General features: G+C 64.7%; 19 protein-coding genes. 12 read left to right on the top strand and 7 right to left on the bottom strand.

Annotated elements, in window-relative coordinates; all coding sequences use genetic code 11:
- Window positions 1-89: 89 nt before the first annotated feature.
- Window positions 90-1,424 (bottom strand): glutamate--tRNA ligase, encoded by a 1,335-nt coding sequence (gltX, locus tag RBB42_RS03055; protein WP_305969704.1) that lies wholly within the window; start codon window positions 1,422-1,424, stop codon window positions 90-92.
- 162 nt (window positions 1,425-1,586) lie between these two features.
- On the opposite strand from gltX, the gene RBB42_RS03050 reads away from it, so the two are divergent.
- The 4 genes from RBB42_RS03050 (at window position 1,587) to RBB42_RS03035 (ending at window position 4,238) form a co-directional block, all read left to right on the top strand.
- The gene (locus RBB42_RS03050; protein WP_305969703.1) at window positions 1,587-2,528 is read left to right on the top strand and encodes a 1-phosphofructokinase family hexose kinase; all 942 of its coding nucleotides are present in this window, start codon (window positions 1,587-1,589) and stop codon (window positions 2,526-2,528) included.
- On the top strand, window positions 2,528-3,061 hold the full coding sequence (gene thpR, locus RBB42_RS03045) for an RNA 2',3'-cyclic phosphodiesterase (RefSeq protein ID WP_305969702.1): 534 nt from the start codon (window positions 2,528-2,530) through the stop codon (window positions 3,059-3,061). The genes RBB42_RS03050 and thpR overlap by 1 nt, the downstream gene beginning before the upstream one ends.
- Before the next feature lie 10 nt (window positions 3,062-3,071).
- Window positions 3,072-3,455 (top strand): metallopeptidase family protein, encoded by a 384-nt coding sequence (locus RBB42_RS03040; RefSeq protein ID WP_305969701.1) that lies wholly within the window; start codon window positions 3,072-3,074, stop codon window positions 3,453-3,455.
- A 96-nt stretch (window positions 3,456-3,551) separates the two neighbouring features.
- Window positions 3,552-4,238 carry a hypothetical protein gene (locus tag RBB42_RS03035; RefSeq protein WP_305969700.1) on the top strand — a complete coding sequence of 229 codons (687 nt, stop codon included), beginning with the start codon at window positions 3,552-3,554 and terminating at the stop codon, window positions 4,236-4,238.
- A gap of 51 nt (window positions 4,239-4,289) precedes the next feature.
- Here the strand turns inward: RBB42_RS03035 and RBB42_RS03030 are convergent, their stop codons facing one another.
- Complete coding sequence (locus RBB42_RS03030) at window positions 4,290-5,948, bottom strand: NAD+ synthase (protein WP_305969699.1); 1,659 nt, start codon at window positions 5,946-5,948, stop codon at window positions 4,290-4,292.
- Between the two features lie 142 nt (window positions 5,949-6,090).
- Between RBB42_RS03030 and RBB42_RS03025 the strand changes: the two genes are divergently transcribed.
- The 8 genes from RBB42_RS03025 (at window position 6,091) to RBB42_RS02990 (ending at window position 16,548) form a co-directional block, all read left to right on the top strand.
- Window positions 6,091-7,614 carry an MORN repeat-containing protein gene (locus tag RBB42_RS03025; RefSeq protein ID WP_305969698.1) on the top strand — a complete coding sequence of 508 codons (1,524 nt, stop codon included), beginning with the start codon at window positions 6,091-6,093 and terminating at the stop codon, window positions 7,612-7,614.
- A gap of 147 nt (window positions 7,615-7,761) precedes the next feature.
- Window positions 7,762-9,201, top strand: a complete 1,440-nt coding sequence (locus RBB42_RS03020; RefSeq protein WP_305969697.1) for an MORN repeat-containing protein — start codon at window positions 7,762-7,764, stop codon at window positions 9,199-9,201.
- A gap of 92 nt (window positions 9,202-9,293) precedes the next feature.
- The gene (locus RBB42_RS03015) at window positions 9,294-10,505 is read left to right on the top strand and encodes a PhnD/SsuA/transferrin family substrate-binding protein (protein ID WP_305969696.1); all 1,212 of its coding nucleotides are present in this window, start codon (window positions 9,294-9,296) and stop codon (window positions 10,503-10,505) included.
- Window positions 10,506-10,631: 126 nt separating this feature from the next.
- Window positions 10,632-11,090 (top strand): DsrE family protein, encoded by a 459-nt coding sequence (locus RBB42_RS03010; RefSeq protein WP_305969695.1) that lies wholly within the window; start codon window positions 10,632-10,634, stop codon window positions 11,088-11,090.
- 274 nt (window positions 11,091-11,364) lie between these two features.
- A complete protein-coding gene (locus RBB42_RS03005; protein ID WP_305969694.1) occupies window positions 11,365-12,378 on the top strand; it encodes an ABC transporter substrate-binding protein in 1,014 nt (337 codons plus the stop codon).
- Between the two features lie 26 nt (window positions 12,379-12,404).
- Window positions 12,405-13,181 carry an ABC transporter ATP-binding protein gene (locus RBB42_RS03000; protein WP_305969693.1) on the top strand — a complete coding sequence of 259 codons (777 nt, stop codon included), beginning with the start codon at window positions 12,405-12,407 and terminating at the stop codon, window positions 13,179-13,181.
- The gene (locus RBB42_RS02995; RefSeq protein ID WP_305969692.1) at window positions 13,181-13,951 is read left to right on the top strand and encodes an ABC transporter permease; all 771 of its coding nucleotides are present in this window, start codon (window positions 13,181-13,183) and stop codon (window positions 13,949-13,951) included. The genes RBB42_RS03000 and RBB42_RS02995 overlap by 1 nt, the downstream gene beginning before the upstream one ends.
- A gap of 395 nt (window positions 13,952-14,346) precedes the next feature.
- Window positions 14,347-16,548 carry an NADP-dependent isocitrate dehydrogenase gene (locus RBB42_RS02990; RefSeq protein ID WP_305969691.1) on the top strand — a complete coding sequence of 734 codons (2,202 nt, stop codon included), beginning with the start codon at window positions 14,347-14,349 and terminating at the stop codon, window positions 16,546-16,548.
- A 75-nt stretch (window positions 16,549-16,623) separates the two neighbouring features.
- On the opposite strand, the gene RBB42_RS02985 is transcribed toward RBB42_RS02990, so the two are convergent.
- Genes RBB42_RS02985 through RBB42_RS02965 form a run of 5 tightly spaced genes read right to left on the bottom strand, consistent with a single transcriptional unit; the run spans window position 16,624 to window position 19,732 of the window.
- On the bottom strand, window positions 16,624-17,004 hold the full coding sequence (locus tag RBB42_RS02985) for a Na+/H+ antiporter subunit G (RefSeq protein ID WP_305969690.1): 381 nt from the start codon (window positions 17,002-17,004) through the stop codon (window positions 16,624-16,626).
- A gap of 12 nt (window positions 17,005-17,016) precedes the next feature.
- On the bottom strand, window positions 17,017-17,286 hold the full coding sequence (locus RBB42_RS02980) for a K+/H+ antiporter subunit F (protein WP_043142987.1): 270 nt from the start codon (window positions 17,284-17,286) through the stop codon (window positions 17,017-17,019).
- Window positions 17,283-17,774 carry a Na+/H+ antiporter subunit E gene (locus tag RBB42_RS02975; protein ID WP_305969689.1) on the bottom strand — a complete coding sequence of 164 codons (492 nt, stop codon included), beginning with the start codon at window positions 17,772-17,774 and terminating at the stop codon, window positions 17,283-17,285. Before RBB42_RS02975 ends, RBB42_RS02980 begins: the two co-directional genes overlap by 4 nt.
- 3 nt (window positions 17,775-17,777) lie before the next feature.
- Window positions 17,778-19,385, bottom strand: a complete 1,608-nt coding sequence (locus RBB42_RS02970; protein ID WP_305969688.1) for a monovalent cation/H+ antiporter subunit D — start codon at window positions 19,383-19,385, stop codon at window positions 17,778-17,780.
- Window positions 19,382-19,732, bottom strand: a complete 351-nt coding sequence (locus RBB42_RS02965) for a Na+/H+ antiporter subunit C (RefSeq protein WP_305969687.1) — start codon at window positions 19,730-19,732, stop codon at window positions 19,382-19,384. The genes RBB42_RS02970 and RBB42_RS02965 overlap by 4 nt, the downstream gene beginning before the upstream one ends.

The raw sequence follows: 19,732 nt of genomic DNA, 5'->3' as shown, positions 1-19,732 counted from the left end.
TCTTCTTTGGGCTGAAAATACCTCCGAGGGGCGCCGAAGGCGCGGGGGCAGCGCCCCCTCCAACCGCTCCAAGAAAGCGCGGGCGGGTCTTACGCCCCGGGTTTGCCGCCCGGCTTGACCTGCATCAGCGGCATCACCTCGGCCATTTCCGGCCCGCGCTGCAGGCCCGTCACCGCCTTGCGCAGCGGCATGAACAGTTTCTTGCCTTTGCGCCCCGTGGCCTCCTTTACCGCCGTGGTCCAGTTGCCCCAGGTTTCCGCGTCATAGGGCGGCTCGCCCAACATGCCAAAGGCTTGGGCCACGAACTCGCGGTCTTCCTCGTCCACCAGCGGCTCTGCCCCATCACGGAACAGTGCCCACCATCCCGCCATCTCCTTGCGGGTGGTGATGTTCTCGCGCACCACGTTCCAGAAGGCCGCCGCCTTGTCGTCCGGCACGCCCAGCGCGCGGACTTCGTCGGCCACCGCCTCCAGCTCCAGACCATGCAGCTTTTTCGCGGTCAGCGGGTACAGGTCCTCGACGTCGAACTTGGTCGGGGCCGAGCCGAACTGTTCCAGCTCGAATCCATCGGCGATCTCGTCAAGGGAAAGCCGCAACTCGACGGGCTGCGACGAGCCCAGCCGTGCCATCAGACTCAGCAGCGCCTCGGGTTCGACCCCGTTCTCGCGCAGGTCGCGCAGGGCCAGCGTACCCAACCGTTTCGACAACGATTCCCCCTGCGGCCCGGTCAGCAGCGAATGATGGGCAAAGGCGGGCGGCTCGCCGCCCAGCGCGCGGATCATCTGGATCTGCGTCGCGGTATTGGTGACGTGGTCATTGCCGCGCACCACGTTCGTGATGCCCATTTCCATGTCGTCGACGACCGAGGCCAGGGTATAGAGGAACTGCCCGTCGGCGCGGATCAGCACCGGGTCCGACACGCTGGCCGCGTCGATCGAGACCTCGCCCAGGATACCGTCCTCCCAGGTGATGCGCTCATGATCGAGCTTGAACCGCCAGACGCCGTCCCCGCGCTCGGTGCGCAGCGCGGCTTTTTCCTCATCGGACAGACCCAGCGCCGCGCGGTCATAGACCGGCGGCTTGCCCATGTTCAGCTGCTTCTTGCGCTTGAGGTCCAGTTCGGTCGGGGTTTCCCAAGCCTCGTAGAACCGGCCCATCTCGCGCAACTTCTCCGCCGCGGCTTCGTAGCGGTCCAGCCGCTGCGACTGGCGCTCGATCCGGTCCCAGGTCAGACCCAGCCATTCCAGGTCCTGCTTGATTGCGTCGACGTATTCCTCTTTCGACCGCTCCGGGTCGGTGTCGTCGATGCGCAGCACGAACTCACCGCCGCTCTTGCGGGCGATCAGGTAGTTGAAAAGCGCGGTGCGCAGGTTCCCGACATGGATATATCCGGTGGGCGAGGGCGCAAAGCGGGTGACGGTCATGACGTGGCCTCCTGTCAGGGCGGCGTGTTTTCACAAGGCGCGGGATTTGTCCAGTTCCCGCGCATGTCACGGCGCGATGCGCGGTGATGCTGGTCCGCATTCCGCCTCGATGCTAGGCAAGGGGTCCGTGGCCCCGAACGCGCCGCCAAAGGAACCGCGCCCATGACAGAGATTCTCACCGTCACCTTGAACCCCGCGCTTGACCTCGCCACCTCCTGTCCCAGCGTCTCGCCGGGGCCAAAGCTGCGCTGTGGGCCGGAAACGGCGGAACCCGGCGGAGGCGGCGTCAACGTGGCCCGTGCGGTGGTGCAACTGGGCGGCCATGCCCGCGCGCTGGTGGCCCTGGGCGGTGCCAATGGCGCGGCGTTGGAGCGTCTCTTGCAGGAACGCGGACTGGACCTGGTCCGGGTCGAGGCCCCGGGCCAGACGCGGCACAGCTTTTCCGTCACCGACGAGTCGACCGGCGGCCAGTACCGTTTCGTCCTGTCGGGTCCCGAATGGAGCGAGGCCCAGCTTGACGCCGTGCTGGACAGGCTCGCCGCCGAGGCCGGAGACGGAGACTATATCGTGCTCTCGGGCAGCATGCCGCCGGGCTGTGCACCGGGTTGGATCACCCGCGCCTGTGACCGCCTGGTCGGACGGCGCGTCGTCGTCGATACCTCCGGCGCGCATCTGCACCATCAGGCCGCGGCTCCCGGGCCGGCGCCATTTGTCCTGCGCATGGACAGCGCCGAGGCACGCGAACTCTCGGGCCGTGATCTGGAAACCCGTTCCGACAGCGCTGGATTTGCCGAGGCCTTGAGGGCGCGAGGTGCCGCCGAAATCGTCATCATCGCGCGCGGCGCGGACGGATCGGTCATGGCAACGGACAAGGGCCTCTGGCATGTCACAGCCGCCAACCAAACCGTGGTCAGCGCCATTGGCGCCGGCGACAGTTTCGTCGGCGGTTTCGTCAAGGCATTGGCCGACGGGCTGGACCATCCCGAGGCCCTGCGCCACGGCGCGGCCGCCGCCGCCGCCGCGGTCATATCTCCCGGCACCCAGCTTTGCCTGCCCGGGGATTTCGCCGAAACCCTGCCCCGTACAGACCTGATCGCGCTCTGATGCGTCTCTTCATCGCCCTCTCCCTGCCCGAAGAGGCCCGCGACGCGCTGGACGACCTGCAATCGCGTTTTCCGAGCGGTCGTCCCACGCCCTACGAGAACCTGCACCTGACGCTCGCCTTTCTGGGCGAACAGGACGAAGAGACGACAGAGGCGGTGCATGACGCGCTGCAAACCCTGCGGGCGCCCGCACTGGACCTGACGCTGACCGGCGCCTCGATCTTTGGCGGGCGTCACGGGCAGGCCGTCGCGCTGGAGGCCGACGGCAACGCGCCTCTGAACGAATTGCGCGACCGCGTTCTGGCCCGGCTGCGCAGCGTCGGCGTCGCGCCCGAACGGCGCCGGTTCCGCCCTCATGTCACGCTCGCCCGGCTGAAGGGGCAGGCCGATGCCTCTCCGCTGCTGGCCGTGCTGGCCAGTGCCAACATCGGCCCCTTTGCCTGCAGCAGCTTCAGCCTCTTTGCCTCGACCCTTCATCAGGACGGCGCCCTGCACGAGGAACTGGCCCGCTACCCGCTGAACCCACCCCATTGAGTTCGGCGACATGAGCGATACCCAGCATTTCTACGCGGTGGCGGAACGCACAATCGAGACCTTCCCCGACCCGTTCCGCAAGGGCGCCCGCGCGGTCGTCCTGCAGGTGGTCGACTGGCCGCCGCAAGACATTCTGGACGAAATGCAGATCGACGACCCCCGCGATCTGACCGGTCTTTATGACGGCATCCCCATGACGGAGAAAAGCTTTGCCGACCCGGCGCCCTTTCCCGACACGGTCTGGCTGTTCCGCGAACCGATCCTCGACGAGTGGCGCGCGCGCGGCGATGTCGAGCTGGACGACCTGATCGCCCATGTCACCGTGCATGAATTCGCGCATCACTTCGGCTGGTCCGACGGTGACATCGCCGCCATAGACCGGTGGTGGGAATAGAAGGCCGTCACCTTAGGCGGGTTTTTCCTTACTTTGGCCACCGCAATGGCTGTGTTAAATTTACCTTACGTCAATTTAAAAACGAGGAATTTTCACATGCGCTGGTACGAAGCTATGTTCTTAGGCGGCCTCGGCGGCATCTGCCCGACATTGGCCAAACTCGGCGGGGTATATTCCGCCAATCATTCGGCACCACCACCAGAGGCAGGTGTGTTCATCGCCCTCGCCATATTTGCCGCACTGGGCGGGATCGTCTCTCTGGCGTTCGGACGCGAGAACCTGCGGGCCGCCATCGCCGCAGGCATCGCTGCCCCGGCCATCGTCACGAACGTTCTGTCCGGGTTCCAGGAGATCGACCAGACCACGCCACAGCAAAGCAACCAGACCGCCGTAATCACCTTTTTCGCCACGCCGGCTTTTGCGGATACCGTTCCGGCAACCGTGACCTACGGGTCCGATATCGTGACCATCACCCCCGAGCTGATAGGCGGACTCCCAAAGAGCGGCACCTTGCCGTACCAGTGGATGAAGGATGGCCAGCCAATCGCCTCCGCTTCCGGAGAACTGCCGGTGCGGGGTGATCAGGTCTTGCGGATTCCGGTCGGGGCAACTGGCCTCAAGATCGACGGTCGCGCTGTGCCTCTCTCCGCCATCACGAATGGCGACAATGCGATCTCTCTCAGGATCCAGACCGCGCCGACTATCCAGGGAGACCTGATCTGGGCGCTGGGCGGCGCGCGGACCTACAAGATCGACGACGTGCAGATCGCACCGCGCCAGTGATGGCCGCCAATTGCGCGCGGTCGTCAAAGGTTCCCGCGCTGCCCCGGCAAATCAGCTCGGGTCGCGCCAGCGGTTGACGATGGGATAGCGGCGGTCCAGCCAGAAGGCCCGTTTCGTCAGCCGTGCGCCGGGGGCGGACTGGAACCGCTTATACTCGCTGATGTACAGCAGGTGCTCCACTTTCTTGGCGTCCTCGCGGGAATAGCCCGCCGCCACGCAGTCGGCGATGGACCCGTCATCATCCACAAGAATCGTCAGGATCGCGTCCAGCACCGGGTAATCGGGCAGAGAGTCGCTGTCCTTCTGGTCCTCGCGCAATTCCGCACTGGGCGGCTTGGTGATGATGCGTTCGGGAATGACCTCACCCTCGGGGCCATTCATCCAGGACCGGTGGTTGGCGTTGCGCCAACGGCAGGTCTGAAACACCCGAGTCTTGTACAGATCCTTGATCGGGTTGTAGCCGCCGGCCATGTCGCCGTAGATCGTGGCATAGCCCACCGCGACCTCGGACTTGTTGCCGGTGGTCAGCAGCATCTCGCCGAACTTGTTCGACAGCGCCATCAACAGCAAACCACGCAGACGCGACTGGATGTTTTCCTCTGTCAGGTCCGGTTCCCGCCCCTCGAACAAGGGCGCTAGCGTTTCTGTCACCGCGTCGCGCGGCCCCTTGATCGGCACATAGTCATAGCGGCAGCCCAGCGCCTTGGCGCAGGCCTCGGCGTCCTCCAGCGAATGTGACGAGGTGTATTCCGAAGGCAGCATGACACAGCGCACGTTGTCCGCACCCAGCGCATCCACCGCGATCGCCGCCACCAGCGCCGAATCCACGCCACCAGACAGGCCCAGCAGCACCTTGGCGAACCCGGCCTTGCGCAGGTAGTCGCGCACCGCCTCGACCATGACGCGGTAATCCTGCTCCCAGTCGTCGGGATGCACCTCGAACGGGCCGTCCTCGCAGCGCCAGCCCTCTGGGCCGCGCACCATGTCCACCGGCACCACGCATTCCTCGAAGACCGGCAATTGCACCGCGATCCCGCCATGCGGGTTCAGCACGAAGGAGCCTCCGTCAAAGACCTGGTCGTCCTGTCCGCCCACCATGTTGAGATAGATCAGCGGCAAGCCAGTCTCGACGACCCGCGCGACCATGTGGTTCAGCCGGGTCTCGTACTTGTTGCGGTAGTAGGGCGAGCCGTTGGGCACCAGCAGGAACTCGGCCCCGGTCTCGGCCAGCGTCTCGGCCACGTCGGGGTGCCAGGCATCCTCGCAGATCGGCGACCCGATCCGCGTATTGCCCACCGCATAGGGCCCGCCGATGGGGCCGCTGTCGTAGATGCGGACCTCGTCGAACACCTTTTCGTTGGGAAGTTCGTGTTTCAGCACCCGCGTCACGACCTTGCCGCCGTTGCAGATGAAATAGGCGTTGAACAGTTCCGTCCCCTCGACATAGGGGCCGCCGATGGCCAGCGCCGGGCCGTCTGCGCAATCTGCGGCCAGCTTGTCGACCGCTTCCATCGCCGCGATGTGAAAAGCCTTTTTGATCACCAGGTCCTGCGCGTTGTACCCGGCAATGAACATCTCGGGCAGGGCCACAAGGTCGGCGCCCTGCGCGCGGCCCTCTTCCCAGGCCGCCTTCGCCTTTGCCGCGTTGCCCGCGAGGTCACCCACCACGGGGTTCAACTGTGCCAGTGTCACGCGAAACCGATCGCTCATCGCGCTGCCCTTTCCCAAGTCCTCTCGCCCACATAGCAGACCCACGCCTGAGGGGAAGCCACCCGGCGCCCGGCGTTGCCCCGCGCGCCCGCCTGACCTAGGCTCCCGAACGAATTTCCATCGCCAAGAGGCCCAAGACCGCATGACCCTGACCCGTCCGTCGCCGATCCTCGCGCTTGCGCTTTTGTCCCTCCCCCAGATCGCGGCGGCGCAGGACATCCAGACCCGGACCTATAGCGACGGCAGCACCTACAGCGGGCAACTGGTGGACGGCGTCCAGCACGGACAAGGCACATACCGGATGCCCAACGGATATGAATACAGCGGCAACTGGGTCATGGGAGAGATCCAGGGCAAGGGGCGCGCCCGTTTTCCCAACGGCGCCATCTACGTCGGAGAGTTCAAGCGCGGCCGCCCGAACGGCACCGGCCGCATCGACTATCCCGACGGCGGTCACTACGAGGGCGCCTGGCTGAACGGCAAGATCACCGGCCAGGGCAAGGCGCGTTATGCCAACGGCGTTACCTACGAGGGCAACTTCCTCGATGCCCAGCACCACGGCCGCGGCATCATGCGCAACGGCAAGGGCTATGTCTACGACGGCCAGTGGCAAAACGGGGTCAAGCACGGCCAGGCCCGGATCACCTATCCCGAAAACGCCATCTACGAGGGCCAGGTCAGGAACGGAGAGCGCGACGGCTACGGCAAGATCACCATGCCGGACGGGCTGGTCTACGAAGGCGGCTGGTCCAAGGGCCAGATCAACGGCCAGGGCAAGCTGGTCCAGCCGAACGGTGACATCTACACCGGCGCGCTTGTCAACGGCGAACGCCACGGTCGTGGCACGGTGAACTACGCCAACGGCGACATCTACATCGGGGACTTCCGCAACGACAAGCGCAACGGCCAGGGCATCTTTACCGGCACCGACGGCTATCGCTACGATGGACAGTGGAAGGACGGCAGCATCGAGGGCAAGGGCCGTGTCACCTACCCTGATGGCGCAGTCTACGAAGGCCGGTTCCGGGGCGACCTTGCCAATGGCATCGGCAAGGTCACCTACACCGACGGCGCCGCCTACGAGGGCCAGTGGCGCGACGGGGTGATCCACGGTGAGGGCAAGGCCGTCTATGCCGACGGGCAGGTCTACGAGGGCAATTTCGCCAACGCACGCAGCCACGGCTACGGGGTCATGACCTACCTGGACGGCTATCGCTACGAGGGCCAGTGGAAGGACGGGCAGCGCCACGGGCGCGGCAAGGCCACCTACCCGGACGGCGCAATCTACGAAGGTGCCTATGTGTCGGGGAAACGCCACGGGCACGGGCGGATCGTCATGTCCGATGGGTTCCAGTACCAGGGCGCCTGGGAAAACGGAGAGATCACCGGCCGGGGCATCGCAACCTACACCAGCGGTGACGCCTATTCCGGCGAGTTCCTCAACGGCAAGCGCCATGGGCAGGGCCGGTTGCTCTATACCGACGGCACGGTGCGCGAAGGGATCTGGCGCAATGGCACACTCGACGGCAACGCCGCCGGCCTGCCGCCGGAACCGGACCTGCCAGAGGGCCGCAACGTGACCGTTGGCGGCATCGCGGGCACCCTGCCCACGAAACGGATCGCGCCAGAGGAAGGCAGCAGCCTGTCGCTGGACTCGAGGCCCTGATCCCGTGCCCACGCAAGTTACCCTGATCCGGCGGCGGCCCCACCCGGCGGGGCCACGCCCGCCGGGGCGAAATGCATTGCCCCCGGCCCCGGCCTCCTTTAGTTTTCGCAGGGTACGGACACCCAGGGACAAAAAACGGGCAAACGCATGAAATCCGCAGGCAGTTTCCTTCTTGTCATCCCCTTTGCCCTGGCTGGCGCCGCGCTGGCGCAGGACGAAGAAAAGGTGACAAAGCAGTACGACGACGGCGGCGTCTACGAAGGGACCTTCCAGGACGGATTGCAGCACGGGACCGGCACCTACCGCCTGCCCAACGGCTATGAATACACCGGCGAATGGGTCGAGGGCGAAATCAAGGGCGAGGGCGTGGCCCGCTTTCCCAACGGCTCGGTCTACGAAGGCCAGTTCGCCAAGGGCAAGCCCGAGGGCAAGGGCAAGATCGTCTTTGCAGACGGCGGCACCTACGAGGGCCAGTGGCTCGACGGCAAGATCACCGGGGCCGGCGTCGCGATCTATGCCAACGGCGTCCGGTATGAAGGCTCGTTCCGCAACGCCCTGCATCATGGCAAGGGCGTGATGACCGCGCCCAACGGATATGTCTACGACGGCCAGTGGGTGAACGGCGTCAAGGAAGGCACCGCCAAGATCACCTATCCCGACAAGTCGGTCTACGAAGGCCGCGTCGCCGATGGCGAACGCGACGGTTTCGGCAAGCTGACCATGCCCGACGGGCTGATCTACGAAGGCACCTGGCGCGAAGGCCAGATCGACGGCGAAGGCAAGCTGATCCAGCCGAACGGCGACGTCTACGAGGGCCAGCTTGTCGATGGCCGGCGCGAGGGCCAGGGCAAGGTCATCTACGAGAATGGCGACATCTACGAAGGCGCCTTCAACAACGACCAGCGCCACGGCATCGGCACTTTCATCGGCAAGGACGGCTACCGCTACGAGGGCAACTGGATCACCGGCCAGATCGAGGGCAAGGGCAAGGTCACCTACCCCGACGGCTCTGTCTACGAGGGCCAGTTCAAGGGCGACCTCGCCAACGGCAAGGGCAAGATCACCTACCCCGACGGCGCCACCTACGAGGGCGACTGGGTCGATGGCGTGATCCAGGGCAAGGGCCGCGCAGTCTATCCCAACGGCCTCGTCTATGAGGGCAGCTTCGACAATGCCCGCAACGATGGCTTCGGCGTGATGACCTACCCCGACGGCTACCGGTATGAGGGCCAGTGGAAAGACGGCCAACGCCACGGCGAGGGCAAGGCCACCTACCCCGACGGCACCGTCTACGAAGGCCAGTTCCGCGAAGGCCAACGCCATGGCAAGGGCACCATCGTCATGGCCTCGGGCTTTCGCTACGAAGGTGATTGGGTCCGCGGAGAGATCAACGGCCAGGGCGTCGCGGTCTATGCCAACGGCGACGTCTACGAAGGCGAGTTCAAGGACGGCAAGCGCCAGGGCCAAGGCACGATGAAATATGCCAGCGGCGAAGAGGCCAGCGGCGAATGGATCGGCGGCGCGCTGAAATCCACGCCGGACCCCGCCCCCGCACCTGACCCGGCGGAGCAGCCGGCCGACAATTGATCGCCGGGCGACCGCGCCCCTTCCTTGCCCTGCCCCGCGTTCGGCGGTCGCTCTTCCCTGCTGGAGGCACGAGGCGTCTGCGTCTCTTTCTCATGGCGTTGCTGCTGGTTTGCGGGGTCGCCACCTCCGGCCAAGCTCAGGGCGGGCCGGACACGTCCATCCTGCGCATCGGCATCCTGGCCCATCGTGGCTGGAACGCGGGCGAAACCCGGTGGACGGCGCTGGAACGCTACCTCGCCAAGCAGCTTCCCGACCATGTCGTGCGCTTCGTGCCGGTGACGCTGACCTCGGCCGGTCCGCTCATCAATGCCGGCGGGCTCGACTTTCTGGTGACGAACCCCGGCCACTACATCCAGCTTGCCGATCTCTATCCGATGAGCGTTCTGGCCACGCGCAAGCGGGCCCTGCCCGATGGAACCCACATCCGCCAATTCGGATCGACGGTGCTGGTCCGCGCCGACAGCGGCCTGACCACATTGGGCGATCTGCGCGGCGCCCGGCTGGGCGCCGTGGCGCAACAGGCCTTCGGCGGTTTCCAGATCGCCTGGTTCGAAGCCCTTTCCCAGGGCGTCGACCTGTTCGAGGACCCGGCCGAACAGGTCTTCCTGGGATTTCCGCAGGATGACATCGCCGCCGCTGTTCTGAACGGGCGGCTGGATGCGGGGATCGTCCGCAGCGGGCTGCTGGAGCACCTCGTCGATGAGGGACGCGTGCCCGACGGCTCACTGCGCGCGCTCAATGCCAATGTCACCTACACCCACCCCGAGGCGATCAGCACGCGGCTCTACCCGGAGTGGCCTTTCCTGGCACTGTCCGGCACCGATCCGGACCTGCGCGACGCGGTGGCGCTGGCGCTCTTGCAGACGGGCGACAGCGACCTGGTCGACCAGTGGGGCGCCCCGGTCAGCTATGGCGCGGCCCGCGCCCTGGTGGCGGCCTTTGCCGCGCGGGCACCCGGGGCAGAACCGCCCGCCCGCAGTCCGCTGGGCACCATCGCGCTCACCCTCGCCGCGCTGGCCCTGGCCGCAGCGCTGGCCGTCGTCGCCCAGCGCCACCGCAGGCCGGTTCCGTCCCCCGCCGCTGCCCCGACAGAAGATGTCCCCCTGACCCGGCGCGAACAGCAGGTGCTGACGCAGATCGGCCAGGGCCACTCCACCAAGGAGATTGCCGCCGCGCTGGGCATCAGCCCCAAGACGGTCGAGTTCCACCGCGCCAACCTTCTGCGCAAGTTCGAGGTGCGCAGCTCGGCCCAGCTGATTGCCCGTGCCGGGCAGCAAGTTTCGCCCCCCGATACCGAAACCTAGGGTTTTCCCGGGGTCAATACCCGCAGGAATCACGGGAATCCGCCGGGTGTGCGGATGCCTTCTCCCTGCATCATTCTGACCAGACCGGGGCGGACCAGACCGCCCCCAAGGGAGGAGACAAAGACAATGACCCATTTCACCCGCCTGATCGCGATCCTGGGCCTCGCCCTGACCGCCTTTGCCATGACCGGCGCCGCACAGGCCGAAGGTTACGGCAAGCAGAAGGTCGTCTATCACGTCAACTACGTCGGAGGCGATGGAAACAAGGCCTACAAGGGCGCGATGCGCAACATTCAGAACCATATCAACGCGGTCGGCGCCGAGAACGTGGAGATCAAGGTGGTCCTGCACGGGAACGGCGTTGGGCTGCTGGCGGCTGCCAATGGCGACGACACGATGAAAACCACAGTGGCCAGCCTCAAAGGCCAGAACGTGGCATTCCACGTCTGCAACAACACGCTGAGAGGCCGCGACATCGACTATTCGAACGATCTCTACGATGTCTGGGAAGATGATATCGTGCCCTCGGGCGTGGCCGAACTGTCCAAGCTGCAACAGCAGGGTTTCACCTACATCAAGCCCTGATTGACCGGGCCCGGCGCCGCCCGTCACGGGCGGCGGCACATCCGTTCGTCAACGCGGTTTGACCTAGGCACTGCAATTGTTTTCAAAGCCGAACGGCTCAAAGACAACTTGACGATCAAAGAAGACTGACCTTTCAGGCGCCAAGTTCCTCATCTTGCGGGTTGGCAGTCACAGAGTCGGGGCGTTTTACCTGTAAAACAACTAATTGTGGGGCAACGGTGCATCTTTACCGTGACCGGGATCACAATGCAGATCCGCACAGGAGAGCCACGCAATGACCCGTTCACAGTTCAACCGCCGCACATTCCTGGGGGCATCCGCAGCCGGCATGGCCTATCTGTCGGCCGGGGGACCGGCAGCGGCCCAGGACCGGACCTTCCGCTTCATCACGCCTTTCAGCTTCTCCTTGTCCTTCGCCTCGGTGCTGTACGGAGATGCAGCGGGCTACTATGCCGATGAAGGTCTGGACATGCAGATCCAGGCGGGCAAGGGCGCCGCGATGGCGGCCCAGATGGTGCTCGCGGATCAGATGGATACCGGTCGCACCGGCGGCACGAACTATATCCTGTCGCGCGTGAACAACGGCGCGCCGCTGATTTCGATCGCGACCATCGCACAACTTTCGCCCTTTTTCCTGATCTCCTCGTCGGAAAACCCCGTCAATGCCGTCACCGACCTGACGGGTCGGACTGTGGGGATGGCCTCGCTCGGCGGGTCGATGGAGGGCACGCTTGATCTGCTCATGCTCAGCGGCGGCGCCTCACCGGATACGGTCGAGAAGGTCAAGGTGGCCGACACCGCAGCGTCTTTTGCGCTGATCGAGGCCGGACGGGCCGGTGCCTTCATCGGCAACACGTCTTCGATGATCAAGGCCAAGGCCGCGCGCGACAACGTCGTGGCGATCCCGATGGACGACGGTATGCCCGGACAGGTCTATGTTGGCCGCCCCGACGACGTCGAGGCCAATATCGACAAATACGCGGCCTTTCTGAAGGCGACGCACCGCGCCGCGCTGGAAATCGCCCAGTCCGATGATCTTGAACCGATCCTCAAGGCCATCGGGGACACGCACAGTGTCCGCGGCCTTGACGACGTCGAGGTTGCCAAGCTGGACCTTGCCACAAACGCCCGGAACTGGGTCGCCAAGGGCGAGGAAAACCTGCTGCGCAACATTCCCGAGGTCTGGGAAAACGCCGTCAATCTTCTCAGCTCTGCAGGCATGATCGAGGGCACCCCCGATCCCAAGTCGCTTTACACGAATGCGGCGCTCGACAAGGCTATCGGGTGATGCCCTTTGACGCGAGACAGGACAGGATGGAAATCAATGTTTCCGGTCTGACCAAGGTGTTCGGTGACGGCCCCGGTGCCGTCACCGCCATCAAGGACGCTGACCTGACGATGGAGCGGGGCGAGTTCGTCTCGCTTCTCGGGCCGTCAGGCTGTGGCAAGACCACGCTCTTGCGCATCGTCGCAGGGCTGGAAGCGCCGACCAAGGGCACCGTCGAAATCCGCGGCAATGCAGTCTGGAACGGCACGCGCCGATCTGCCGCCGCGACGCGACCCGTGTCGATGATGTTCCAGGAGGCGCGCCTTTTCCCCTGGTTCACCGTGGTCGACAACGTGGCCCTGCCCTTACGGGTCGCCGGCGTTGGCCGCAAGGAGCGGACCGAGCGTGCCACCGCGATCTGCGAGACCGTGGGACTGAAGGAATTTCTCCACCACCGGCCCAATGCGCTGTCCGGCGGGATGCGGCAGCGGGCCTCTTTGGCGCGTGCGCTGGTGACCGACCCCCAATTGCTCTTGCTGGACGAACCTTTCGGCGCTCTGGATGCCATGACGCGTGACGCGCTCAACATCGAGTTGATGGACGTCTGCGCCCGCGCCAACGTGACGACGATTCTCGTGACGCATTCGATCTCCGAGGCTGCCTTCCTGTCGGACCGGGTTGTCGTTCTGGCCCCGCGCCCGGCACGGATCACCGCGATGATCGACATGCCGTTCGACCGGCCCCGTGGGTTGGACCTGCAACAATCCATGTCGTTCCAGAAGATGGTCGGCGAGTTGCGCCACAAGCTGAGCGAGGGCGAATAATGTCGGAACGCACGCTCAAGATCGCGCTACCCGCGATTTCCGTCTGCCTCTTTCTGGTTGGCTGGTCCTTTTACGTTCGCACCGCAGAGGTGTCGGCCTTTGTCCTGCCCCCGCCAGAGGCGATTCTCGTGGCGCTGATCGAAATGGTGCAGACGCGCGAGCTTTGGGACCATACGCTTGTGACCGTGACAGAGGCGGTTTCGGGCTTTTTGATCGCCGTTGGTCTGGGCATCAGCCTGGGGTTCATCATGGCGCGAATTCCGCCGGTCGAATGGGCCGCCAAGCCATTTATCGTCCTGTTGCAACTGATCCCCAAGATCGCGCTCGCGCCGCTGTTCATCCTGTGGTTCGGGTTCGGTCTGGAATCCAAGATCGTCATCGCGGCGGCGCTGGCCTTTTTCCCCGTCTTCTCCAACGCCTTGCAGGCCTTCAAGTCGGTCGAACCGGGGGACAAGGACGTGTTCACGATCCTGCAGGCGAACCCCGTGCAACGCTTCTACCTGCTCGACGTGCCCTCTGCCCTGCCGGTGATCCTCACCGGGACAGAGGTCGCCGTGGTACTGGCCATGATCGGCGCCATCGTTGGTGAGTTCATCGGCGGGAACGAGGGGCTGGGCTACCTGGCGGTGGCACACCTGCAGAACCTCGCCGTCCCAGAGCTATTTGCCGTGATCGTCGTCCTGGCGATGGTCGGCCTGCTGCTCTACACCCTGATCGGGCGTCTGCGGCATAGCTTCTCAGCCTGGCATGTCTCGTCCGAGACGGCCTGAACCGCTTCAACAGACAGGGCAGCCTACCTTGCAGGTGGGCCGCCCATCCTCGGGGAAGATTTACCGCAGAGCGATAGTCGTACGCCTTGATGTGGCCACTGCTGCGGGTCCAAATGCCGAAGTTCAGGATGGGAGACTTTATGGCGGGTCCGGTAAAGGATGCGTGCCGGATCTTGCCGGTTCTGACATATCCATGTTTGCCTATATGATTTGGGTCGCGCCCGTGAAGTTCAAGGCCAAAGGACCAATCGCACTGATCCAAGGTCTGACAGATGGCCGCAGGCGCGGCCTTTCCCGCAATTGCGACACTGTATACGGCTGCATACTGTAGACGTGACCCTCTGCTTGGCCTATGGAGGGGCCAACCGTCACCTCTGCTGAGAAAGGCCGGACACATGTCTGATTCCACTCCCGACATCATCTACACCAAGGTCGACGAAGCACCCGAGCTGGCCTCGGCCTCTCTGCTTCCGATCATCCAGAAATTCGCCGCCGCCGCTGGCGTGTCGGTGGGCACCAAGGACATCAGCCTTGCAGGCCGGATCATCGCCACCTTCCCCGAGGTCCTGACCGAGGAACAGCGCCAGTCCGACGACCTGGCAGCGCTGGGTGAACTGGTGAAAAAGCCGGAGGCCAACGTCATCAAGCTGCCGAACATCTCGGCCTCCGAACCGCAGCTTGTCGCCGCCGTCAAGGAACTGCAGTCTCAGGGCTACGCGCTGCCCGATTACCCCTATTCCCCGTCGACCGACGAGGAAAAGGCCGTGCGCGCCAAGTACGACACCATCAAGGGGTCGGCGGTGAACCCGGTGCTGCGCGAAGGCAACTCGGATCGTCGCGCCGCCGCCGCCGTCAAGAAATTCGCGCAGAACAACCCGCACCGCATGGGCGAGTGGACAGCCGACAGCAAGACACGCGTCGCCTCCATGCCCGGCAATGATTTCTTCGCCAACGAGGTGTCGGCCACCCTGCCGAAGGCCGCGACCGCCAAGATCGTGCTGGAAACCGCCGGTGGCGAGACCGTCCTGAAAGAGGGCGTGTCCTACCCCGAGGGCACCGTCGTCGACGCGACCTTCATGTCGGCCGCCGTGCTGGACCAGTTCCTGGCCGAGGAAATCGAGAAGGTGAAAGCGGACGGCACGCTGTTCTCGCTCCACATGAAGGCGACGATGATGAAGGTCTCGGACCCGATCATCTTTGGCCATGCGGTCAAAGCATGGCTGGCGCCGGTATTCGAGAAGTTCGGCGATGAGATGAAGGCGGCAGGCGTGAATCCGAACGCCGGCATGGGTGACCTGCTGGAGCGCGTGAAGGACAATGCCGAAATCATGGCCGCGATCGAAGAGGTCCGCGCCGAGCGTCCGCCGATGTATATGGTCGACAGCGACAAGGGCATCACCAACCTGCACGTTCCGTCCGACGTCATCATCGACGCTTCGATGCCCGCGCTGATCCGCGCCGGCGGCAAGGGCTGGGGCCCGGACGGCAAGGAGCACGACACGACCTGCGTGATCCCGGACAACTGCTATGCGCCGGTCTATGACGAAACCATCGAGTTCTTCAAAGCCAACGGCAAACTGAACCCGGCCACCGCGGGCACCGTTCAGAACCTAGGTCTGATGGCACAGAAGGCCGAGGAATACGGCAGCCACCCGACCACCTTCGAGATCCCGGAAGATGGCACCGTCAAGATGATCCTCGAAGACGGCACCGTGCTGCATTCGCATGCGGTCAAGGCGGGGGACATCTGGCGGTCGGCCTCGGCCCGCAAGGCGCCGATCGAGGACTGGGTGAACCTGGCCATCGAACGCCAGAAGGCCACCGGCTATCGCGCGATCTTCTGGCTGGACGAAAACCGCGCCCACGACGCGCAGCTGATCGCCTACGTCAAACCGATTCTCGAAGCGAAGGGCGTGGCCGACAAGTTCGAGATCATGGCGCCGCGCGCGGCAACCCGTGCCAGCCTCGAAACCATCACCAAGGGCGAGAACACGATTGCCATCACGGGCAACGTCCTGCGCGACTACCTGACCGACCTCTTCCCGATCCTCGAACTGGCGACGAGCGCCAAGATGCTGTCCATCGTCAAGCTGATGAATGGCGGCGGGCTGTTCGAGACGGGCGCCGGCGGTTCTGCCCCCAAGCACGTCCAGCAGTTGCAGGCGGAAAACCACCTGCGTTGGGACAGCCTTGGCGAGTTCTGTGCGCTGGGTGAAAGCTTCAAGTTCCTGGCGGATGCGCGCGACAACGCCAAGGCGCGGGTGCTGGGCGAGGCGGTGGAAACCGCGACCCAGGGGATCCTCGACAATGACCGCAGCCCCAGCCGCAAGGTGGGTGAGCCCGACAACCGCGACAGCCACTACTGGTTCGCGCGCTACTGGGCCGAGGCGCTGGCCGCGCAAAGCGATGATGCCGAACTGGCCGCGCATTTCGCGCCGATCGCCAAGGCCCTGGCCGACGGCGAAGCAGCGATCACCGGCGAACTGGCGGCGGCACAGGGCAGCCCTGCAGACCTCGGTGGCTACTACCACGGGGACGCGGACAAGACGGCATCCGTGATGCGCCCCTCGGCGACGTTGAACGCAATCATCTCGTAATTTCCTGACATAAAAAGGAAAACGCCCGCCGGAGCGATCCGGCGGGCGTTTTTCGTTCCGTGGTGCAGTTCAGGACTAGGTCTGGTCTGCTTCCCGGGGCTCCTGCTCTGGCGGATCGTCGTAGATCGACCAGTCGTGTTCTCCCCCGGTTGGGGGCAGGTCGCGCCGCCGCAGCCCCATCAGGATATGCGTTTGCGCGATGAACAGGGCCGTGACCGGTGCGGTCAGGAACAGGAACAGGGTAATGAGCAATTCGTGAAAGGACAGCTTGTCCTTGACCAGCAGGAAATACAGCATCGAGGCGATCAATACCCCGCCCACGCCCAGGGTCGTGGCCTTGGTGGGCGCGTGCAGGCGCTGCATCGTATCGTCCAGCTTCAACAGGCCCAGAGACCCGACAAGGCCGAAGATCCCTGCGATAATGAGGAAGGCCGACACAAGGATTTCTGCAAACATGATCGTCCTCCCTTATTCGATGATGTCGCCGCGAAGAAGAAAGCGGCAATAGGCGACGGTGGACACGAAACCGACCATCGCGACCAGCATCGAGGCTTCGAAATAGATCGCTGTGCCTTGCAGGATCCCGTAGAGGACAAGCAGCGCGATGATGTTGATCACCATCGTGTCCAGGGCAAGCACCCGGTCGGCCTGACCCGGCCCGGTCACGATACGCCAGAGGTTGAACAAAAGCCCGAGGCCGAAACAGCCGATCGCGAAATACAAAGCGTAGGTGATCATCCGAAAATCTCCTTCAGCCGGGCTTCGTAGCGGGTCTTGATCTCGTCGCGGACGCTGTCCGGATCATCCGTGTGCAGGCAATGCACCAGCAAGGACGTCCCGTCTGCGGACAGCAGGGCGGACACGGTGCCGGGCGTCATGGTGATGGTCCCGGCAAGCACGGTAATCGCCTCGGCCGATGTCAGATCCAGCGGGACGACGACCCACTTGGAATGGATCCGAGCGCGCGGCTTGAACAGGATGATCATGGCCACCTGGATATTGGCAACGATGATGTCCCAGATCACCAGAAGGACGTAAGGCACCGCCATCAGAGGCCGTTTCAGACGCGGCCGGCCGGGCCAGTAGGGCGAGGTCAGGATCGGCACGACGATCCCGAGGAAACCACCCAGCAGGACGTTGCCCGGCGTGACCTTGTTGACCAGCATCAGCCAGACCAGAAGCAGGGTCATGCTCAGCAGAGGGTGCGGAAAGATGCGTTTCAGCATGGCTTAATGCTCCTCTTCCGCAAGCGGGTCAGCGACGTCGTGTTCGGGGTCGGCCTCGGGTTTCTCGGCCTTCTCCGGTGCTTCGACCGGAGCCAGCACGGCATCGATATAGCCCGTGGGCTGGAACAGCTGGTTGGCCGCGGCGCGCATGTAGCCCGTGGCCGGACCGGCCAGGACCGCCAGACCCGCCAGCAGTGCCAGCAGCATCATGGTGGGGGCCACTTCCGCTCCCTTGGCGGGGGCAGGCGGCGGATCGGACTGGATCGCCTCCGTTCCCTCAGGCACCTTCAGCGAGGTCGACTTCCAGAAGATCATGCTGCCGGCGCGGGCAAAGCCGACGATTGTCACCAGGGACCCGACCAGGATGCCGGTCCAGGCCCAGGGCATCAATTCCGGTCCGCGCAGCGCGTCGAGGATCAGGAGCTTGCCCAGGAAGCCCGAGAGGGGCGGCATCCCCGCCATCGCAATCGCGGCCGCAAAGAAGAGCGCGGCAAACAGCCCGTTCTGCAGAACCGGCGGGCGCGCATCCAGCACATCGGACCCCCGTCGGCTGACAACCAGGTCCGCCAGAAGGAACAGGGCCGCCGCCGAGAAGGTGGAATGCACGAGGTAATACAGCGCGGTTTCCGTGGCGTAGGCATCGACCGGAGCCACGGCCAGCATCATCGTCCCCATCGACCCGATCACCGAAAAGGACAGCAAGGGCATCAGCCGCCGCGCCGCCAGCACGCCCAGCGCGCCCAGCGTCAGGGTGACCATCGCTGCCGGGAAAAGCCAGGTCGTCACCACGTCCTTGGTCGGCTCTGCCCCGGGATGGAACGCCAGGGTATGCAGGCGGATGATGGCATAGGCGCCGACCTTGGTCATGATCGCGAACAGCGCCGCGACCGGTGCAGGGGCGTTGGAATAGGTGCCCGGCAGCCAGAACTGCACCGGGAAGAGCGCCGCCTTGATCATGAAGACGATCAGCAACAACACCGCCGCCACGCGCACCATGCCCGAATCCTCGGCCGCGATCTGCGGCACCTTGACCGCAAGATCCGCCATGTTGAGCGTGCCGGTCGTGGCATACATTGTGCCCAGCGCGAACAGGAACAGTGTCGAGCCGGCGAGGTTCATGACCACGTATTGCAGACCCGCCTGCATCCGCACCTTGCCGCCGGAATGCACCATAAGGCCATAGGAGGCGATCAGCAGCACCTCGAAGAAGACGAACAGGTTGAAGGCGTCGCCGGTCAGGAAGGCGCCGCAGATGCCCATGAGCTGGAACTGGTACAGCGCGTGGAAATGGCGCCCCTTCGCGTCCCACCCCGTCGCGATCGCGTGCCAGAGCACGATCAGCGCCAGCGAGGCGGTCAGAAGCACCATCATGGCCGACAGCCGGTCCAGCACCAGGACGATCCCGAATGGCGCGGGCCAGTCGCCAAGGCGATAGACATGGGTGCCGCCATCTGCGGCCCAGAACGCCAGCCCAAGGGCGATGGCAAAGAGCGCCACGGTCGAGGCCGCCGAGGCGACCCGGGCCAGCACGATGTCGTGCCGCATGACGTAACCGATGAGCGGCGCCATCATGGCAGGCAGCACGACGGGGGCGATGATCCAGTGACTCATGCCGCGTCGTCCTTCTCTTCGGCCTCTTTCATGTCGATGCTGTCATCCCCGGCCTCCAGGTAGGCGCCGAGGGCGAACATCACCAGAACCGCCGTCATCCCGAACGAGATCACGATCGCGGTCAGCACCAGCGCCTGGGGCAGCGGATCCGTATAGGGGACGTCCGCGTATTTGTTCAGGATCGGCGGCGCGTTGATCGCCAGCCGCCCGGTCGAGACCAGGAATATGTTGACCGCGTAGCTGAGCAGGGACAGCCCGAGGATCACCGGGAAGGCGCGCAGCCGCAGGATCAGGTAGACCCCGCCCGCCGTCAGCACGCCGATGGCGCTTGCGACAAGCAATTCCAT

The sequence above is a fragment of the Mameliella sp. MMSF_3455 genome (assembly GCF_030733205.1).
GTDB lineage: Bacteria > Pseudomonadota > Alphaproteobacteria > Rhodobacterales > Rhodobacteraceae > Antarctobacter.
This window is presented reverse-complemented; position numbering and strand designations above follow the sequence as displayed.

Excerpts from the sequence above, each read along its gene's own strand:
- gltX (WP_305969704.1), bottom strand. The coding sequence starts at position 1,424 with ATGACCGTCACCCGCTTTGCGCCCTCGCCCACCGGATATATCCATGTC.
- RBB42_RS03050 (WP_305969703.1), top strand. The coding sequence starts at position 1,587 with ATGACAGAGATTCTCACCGTCACCTTGAACCCCGCGCTTGACCTCGCC.
- thpR (WP_305969702.1), top strand. The coding sequence starts at position 2,528 with ATGCGTCTCTTCATCGCCCTCTCCCTGCCCGAAGAGGCCCGCGACGCG.
- RBB42_RS03040 (WP_305969701.1), top strand. The coding sequence starts at position 3,072 with ATGAGCGATACCCAGCATTTCTACGCGGTGGCGGAACGCACAATCGAG.
- RBB42_RS03035 (WP_305969700.1), top strand. The coding sequence starts at position 3,552 with ATGCGCTGGTACGAAGCTATGTTCTTAGGCGGCCTCGGCGGCATCTGC.
- RBB42_RS03030 (WP_305969699.1), bottom strand. The coding sequence starts at position 5,948 with ATGAGCGATCGGTTTCGCGTGACACTGGCACAGTTGAACCCCGTGGTG.
- RBB42_RS03025 (WP_305969698.1), top strand. The coding sequence starts at position 6,091 with ATGACCCTGACCCGTCCGTCGCCGATCCTCGCGCTTGCGCTTTTGTCC.
- RBB42_RS03020 (WP_305969697.1), top strand. The coding sequence starts at position 7,762 with ATGAAATCCGCAGGCAGTTTCCTTCTTGTCATCCCCTTTGCCCTGGCT.
- RBB42_RS03015 (WP_305969696.1), top strand. The coding sequence starts at position 9,294 with ATGGCGTTGCTGCTGGTTTGCGGGGTCGCCACCTCCGGCCAAGCTCAG.
- RBB42_RS03010 (WP_305969695.1), top strand. The coding sequence starts at position 10,632 with ATGACCCATTTCACCCGCCTGATCGCGATCCTGGGCCTCGCCCTGACC.
- RBB42_RS03005 (WP_305969694.1), top strand. The coding sequence starts at position 11,365 with ATGACCCGTTCACAGTTCAACCGCCGCACATTCCTGGGGGCATCCGCA.
- RBB42_RS03000 (WP_305969693.1), top strand. The coding sequence starts at position 12,405 with ATGGAAATCAATGTTTCCGGTCTGACCAAGGTGTTCGGTGACGGCCCC.
- RBB42_RS02995 (WP_305969692.1), top strand. The coding sequence starts at position 13,181 with ATGTCGGAACGCACGCTCAAGATCGCGCTACCCGCGATTTCCGTCTGC.
- RBB42_RS02990 (WP_305969691.1), top strand. The coding sequence starts at position 14,347 with ATGTCTGATTCCACTCCCGACATCATCTACACCAAGGTCGACGAAGCA.
- RBB42_RS02985 (WP_305969690.1), bottom strand. The coding sequence starts at position 17,004 with ATGTTTGCAGAAATCCTTGTGTCGGCCTTCCTCATTATCGCAGGGATC.
- RBB42_RS02980 (WP_043142987.1), bottom strand. The coding sequence starts at position 17,286 with ATGATCACCTACGCTTTGTATTTCGCGATCGGCTGTTTCGGCCTCGGG.
- RBB42_RS02975 (WP_305969689.1), bottom strand. The coding sequence starts at position 17,774 with ATGCTGAAACGCATCTTTCCGCACCCTCTGCTGAGCATGACCCTGCTT.
- RBB42_RS02970 (WP_305969688.1), bottom strand. The coding sequence starts at position 19,385 with ATGAGTCACTGGATCATCGCCCCCGTCGTGCTGCCTGCCATGATGGCG.
- RBB42_RS02965 (WP_305969687.1), bottom strand. The coding sequence starts at position 19,732 with ATGGAATTGCTTGTCGCAAGCGCCATCGGCGTGCTGACGGCGGGCGGG.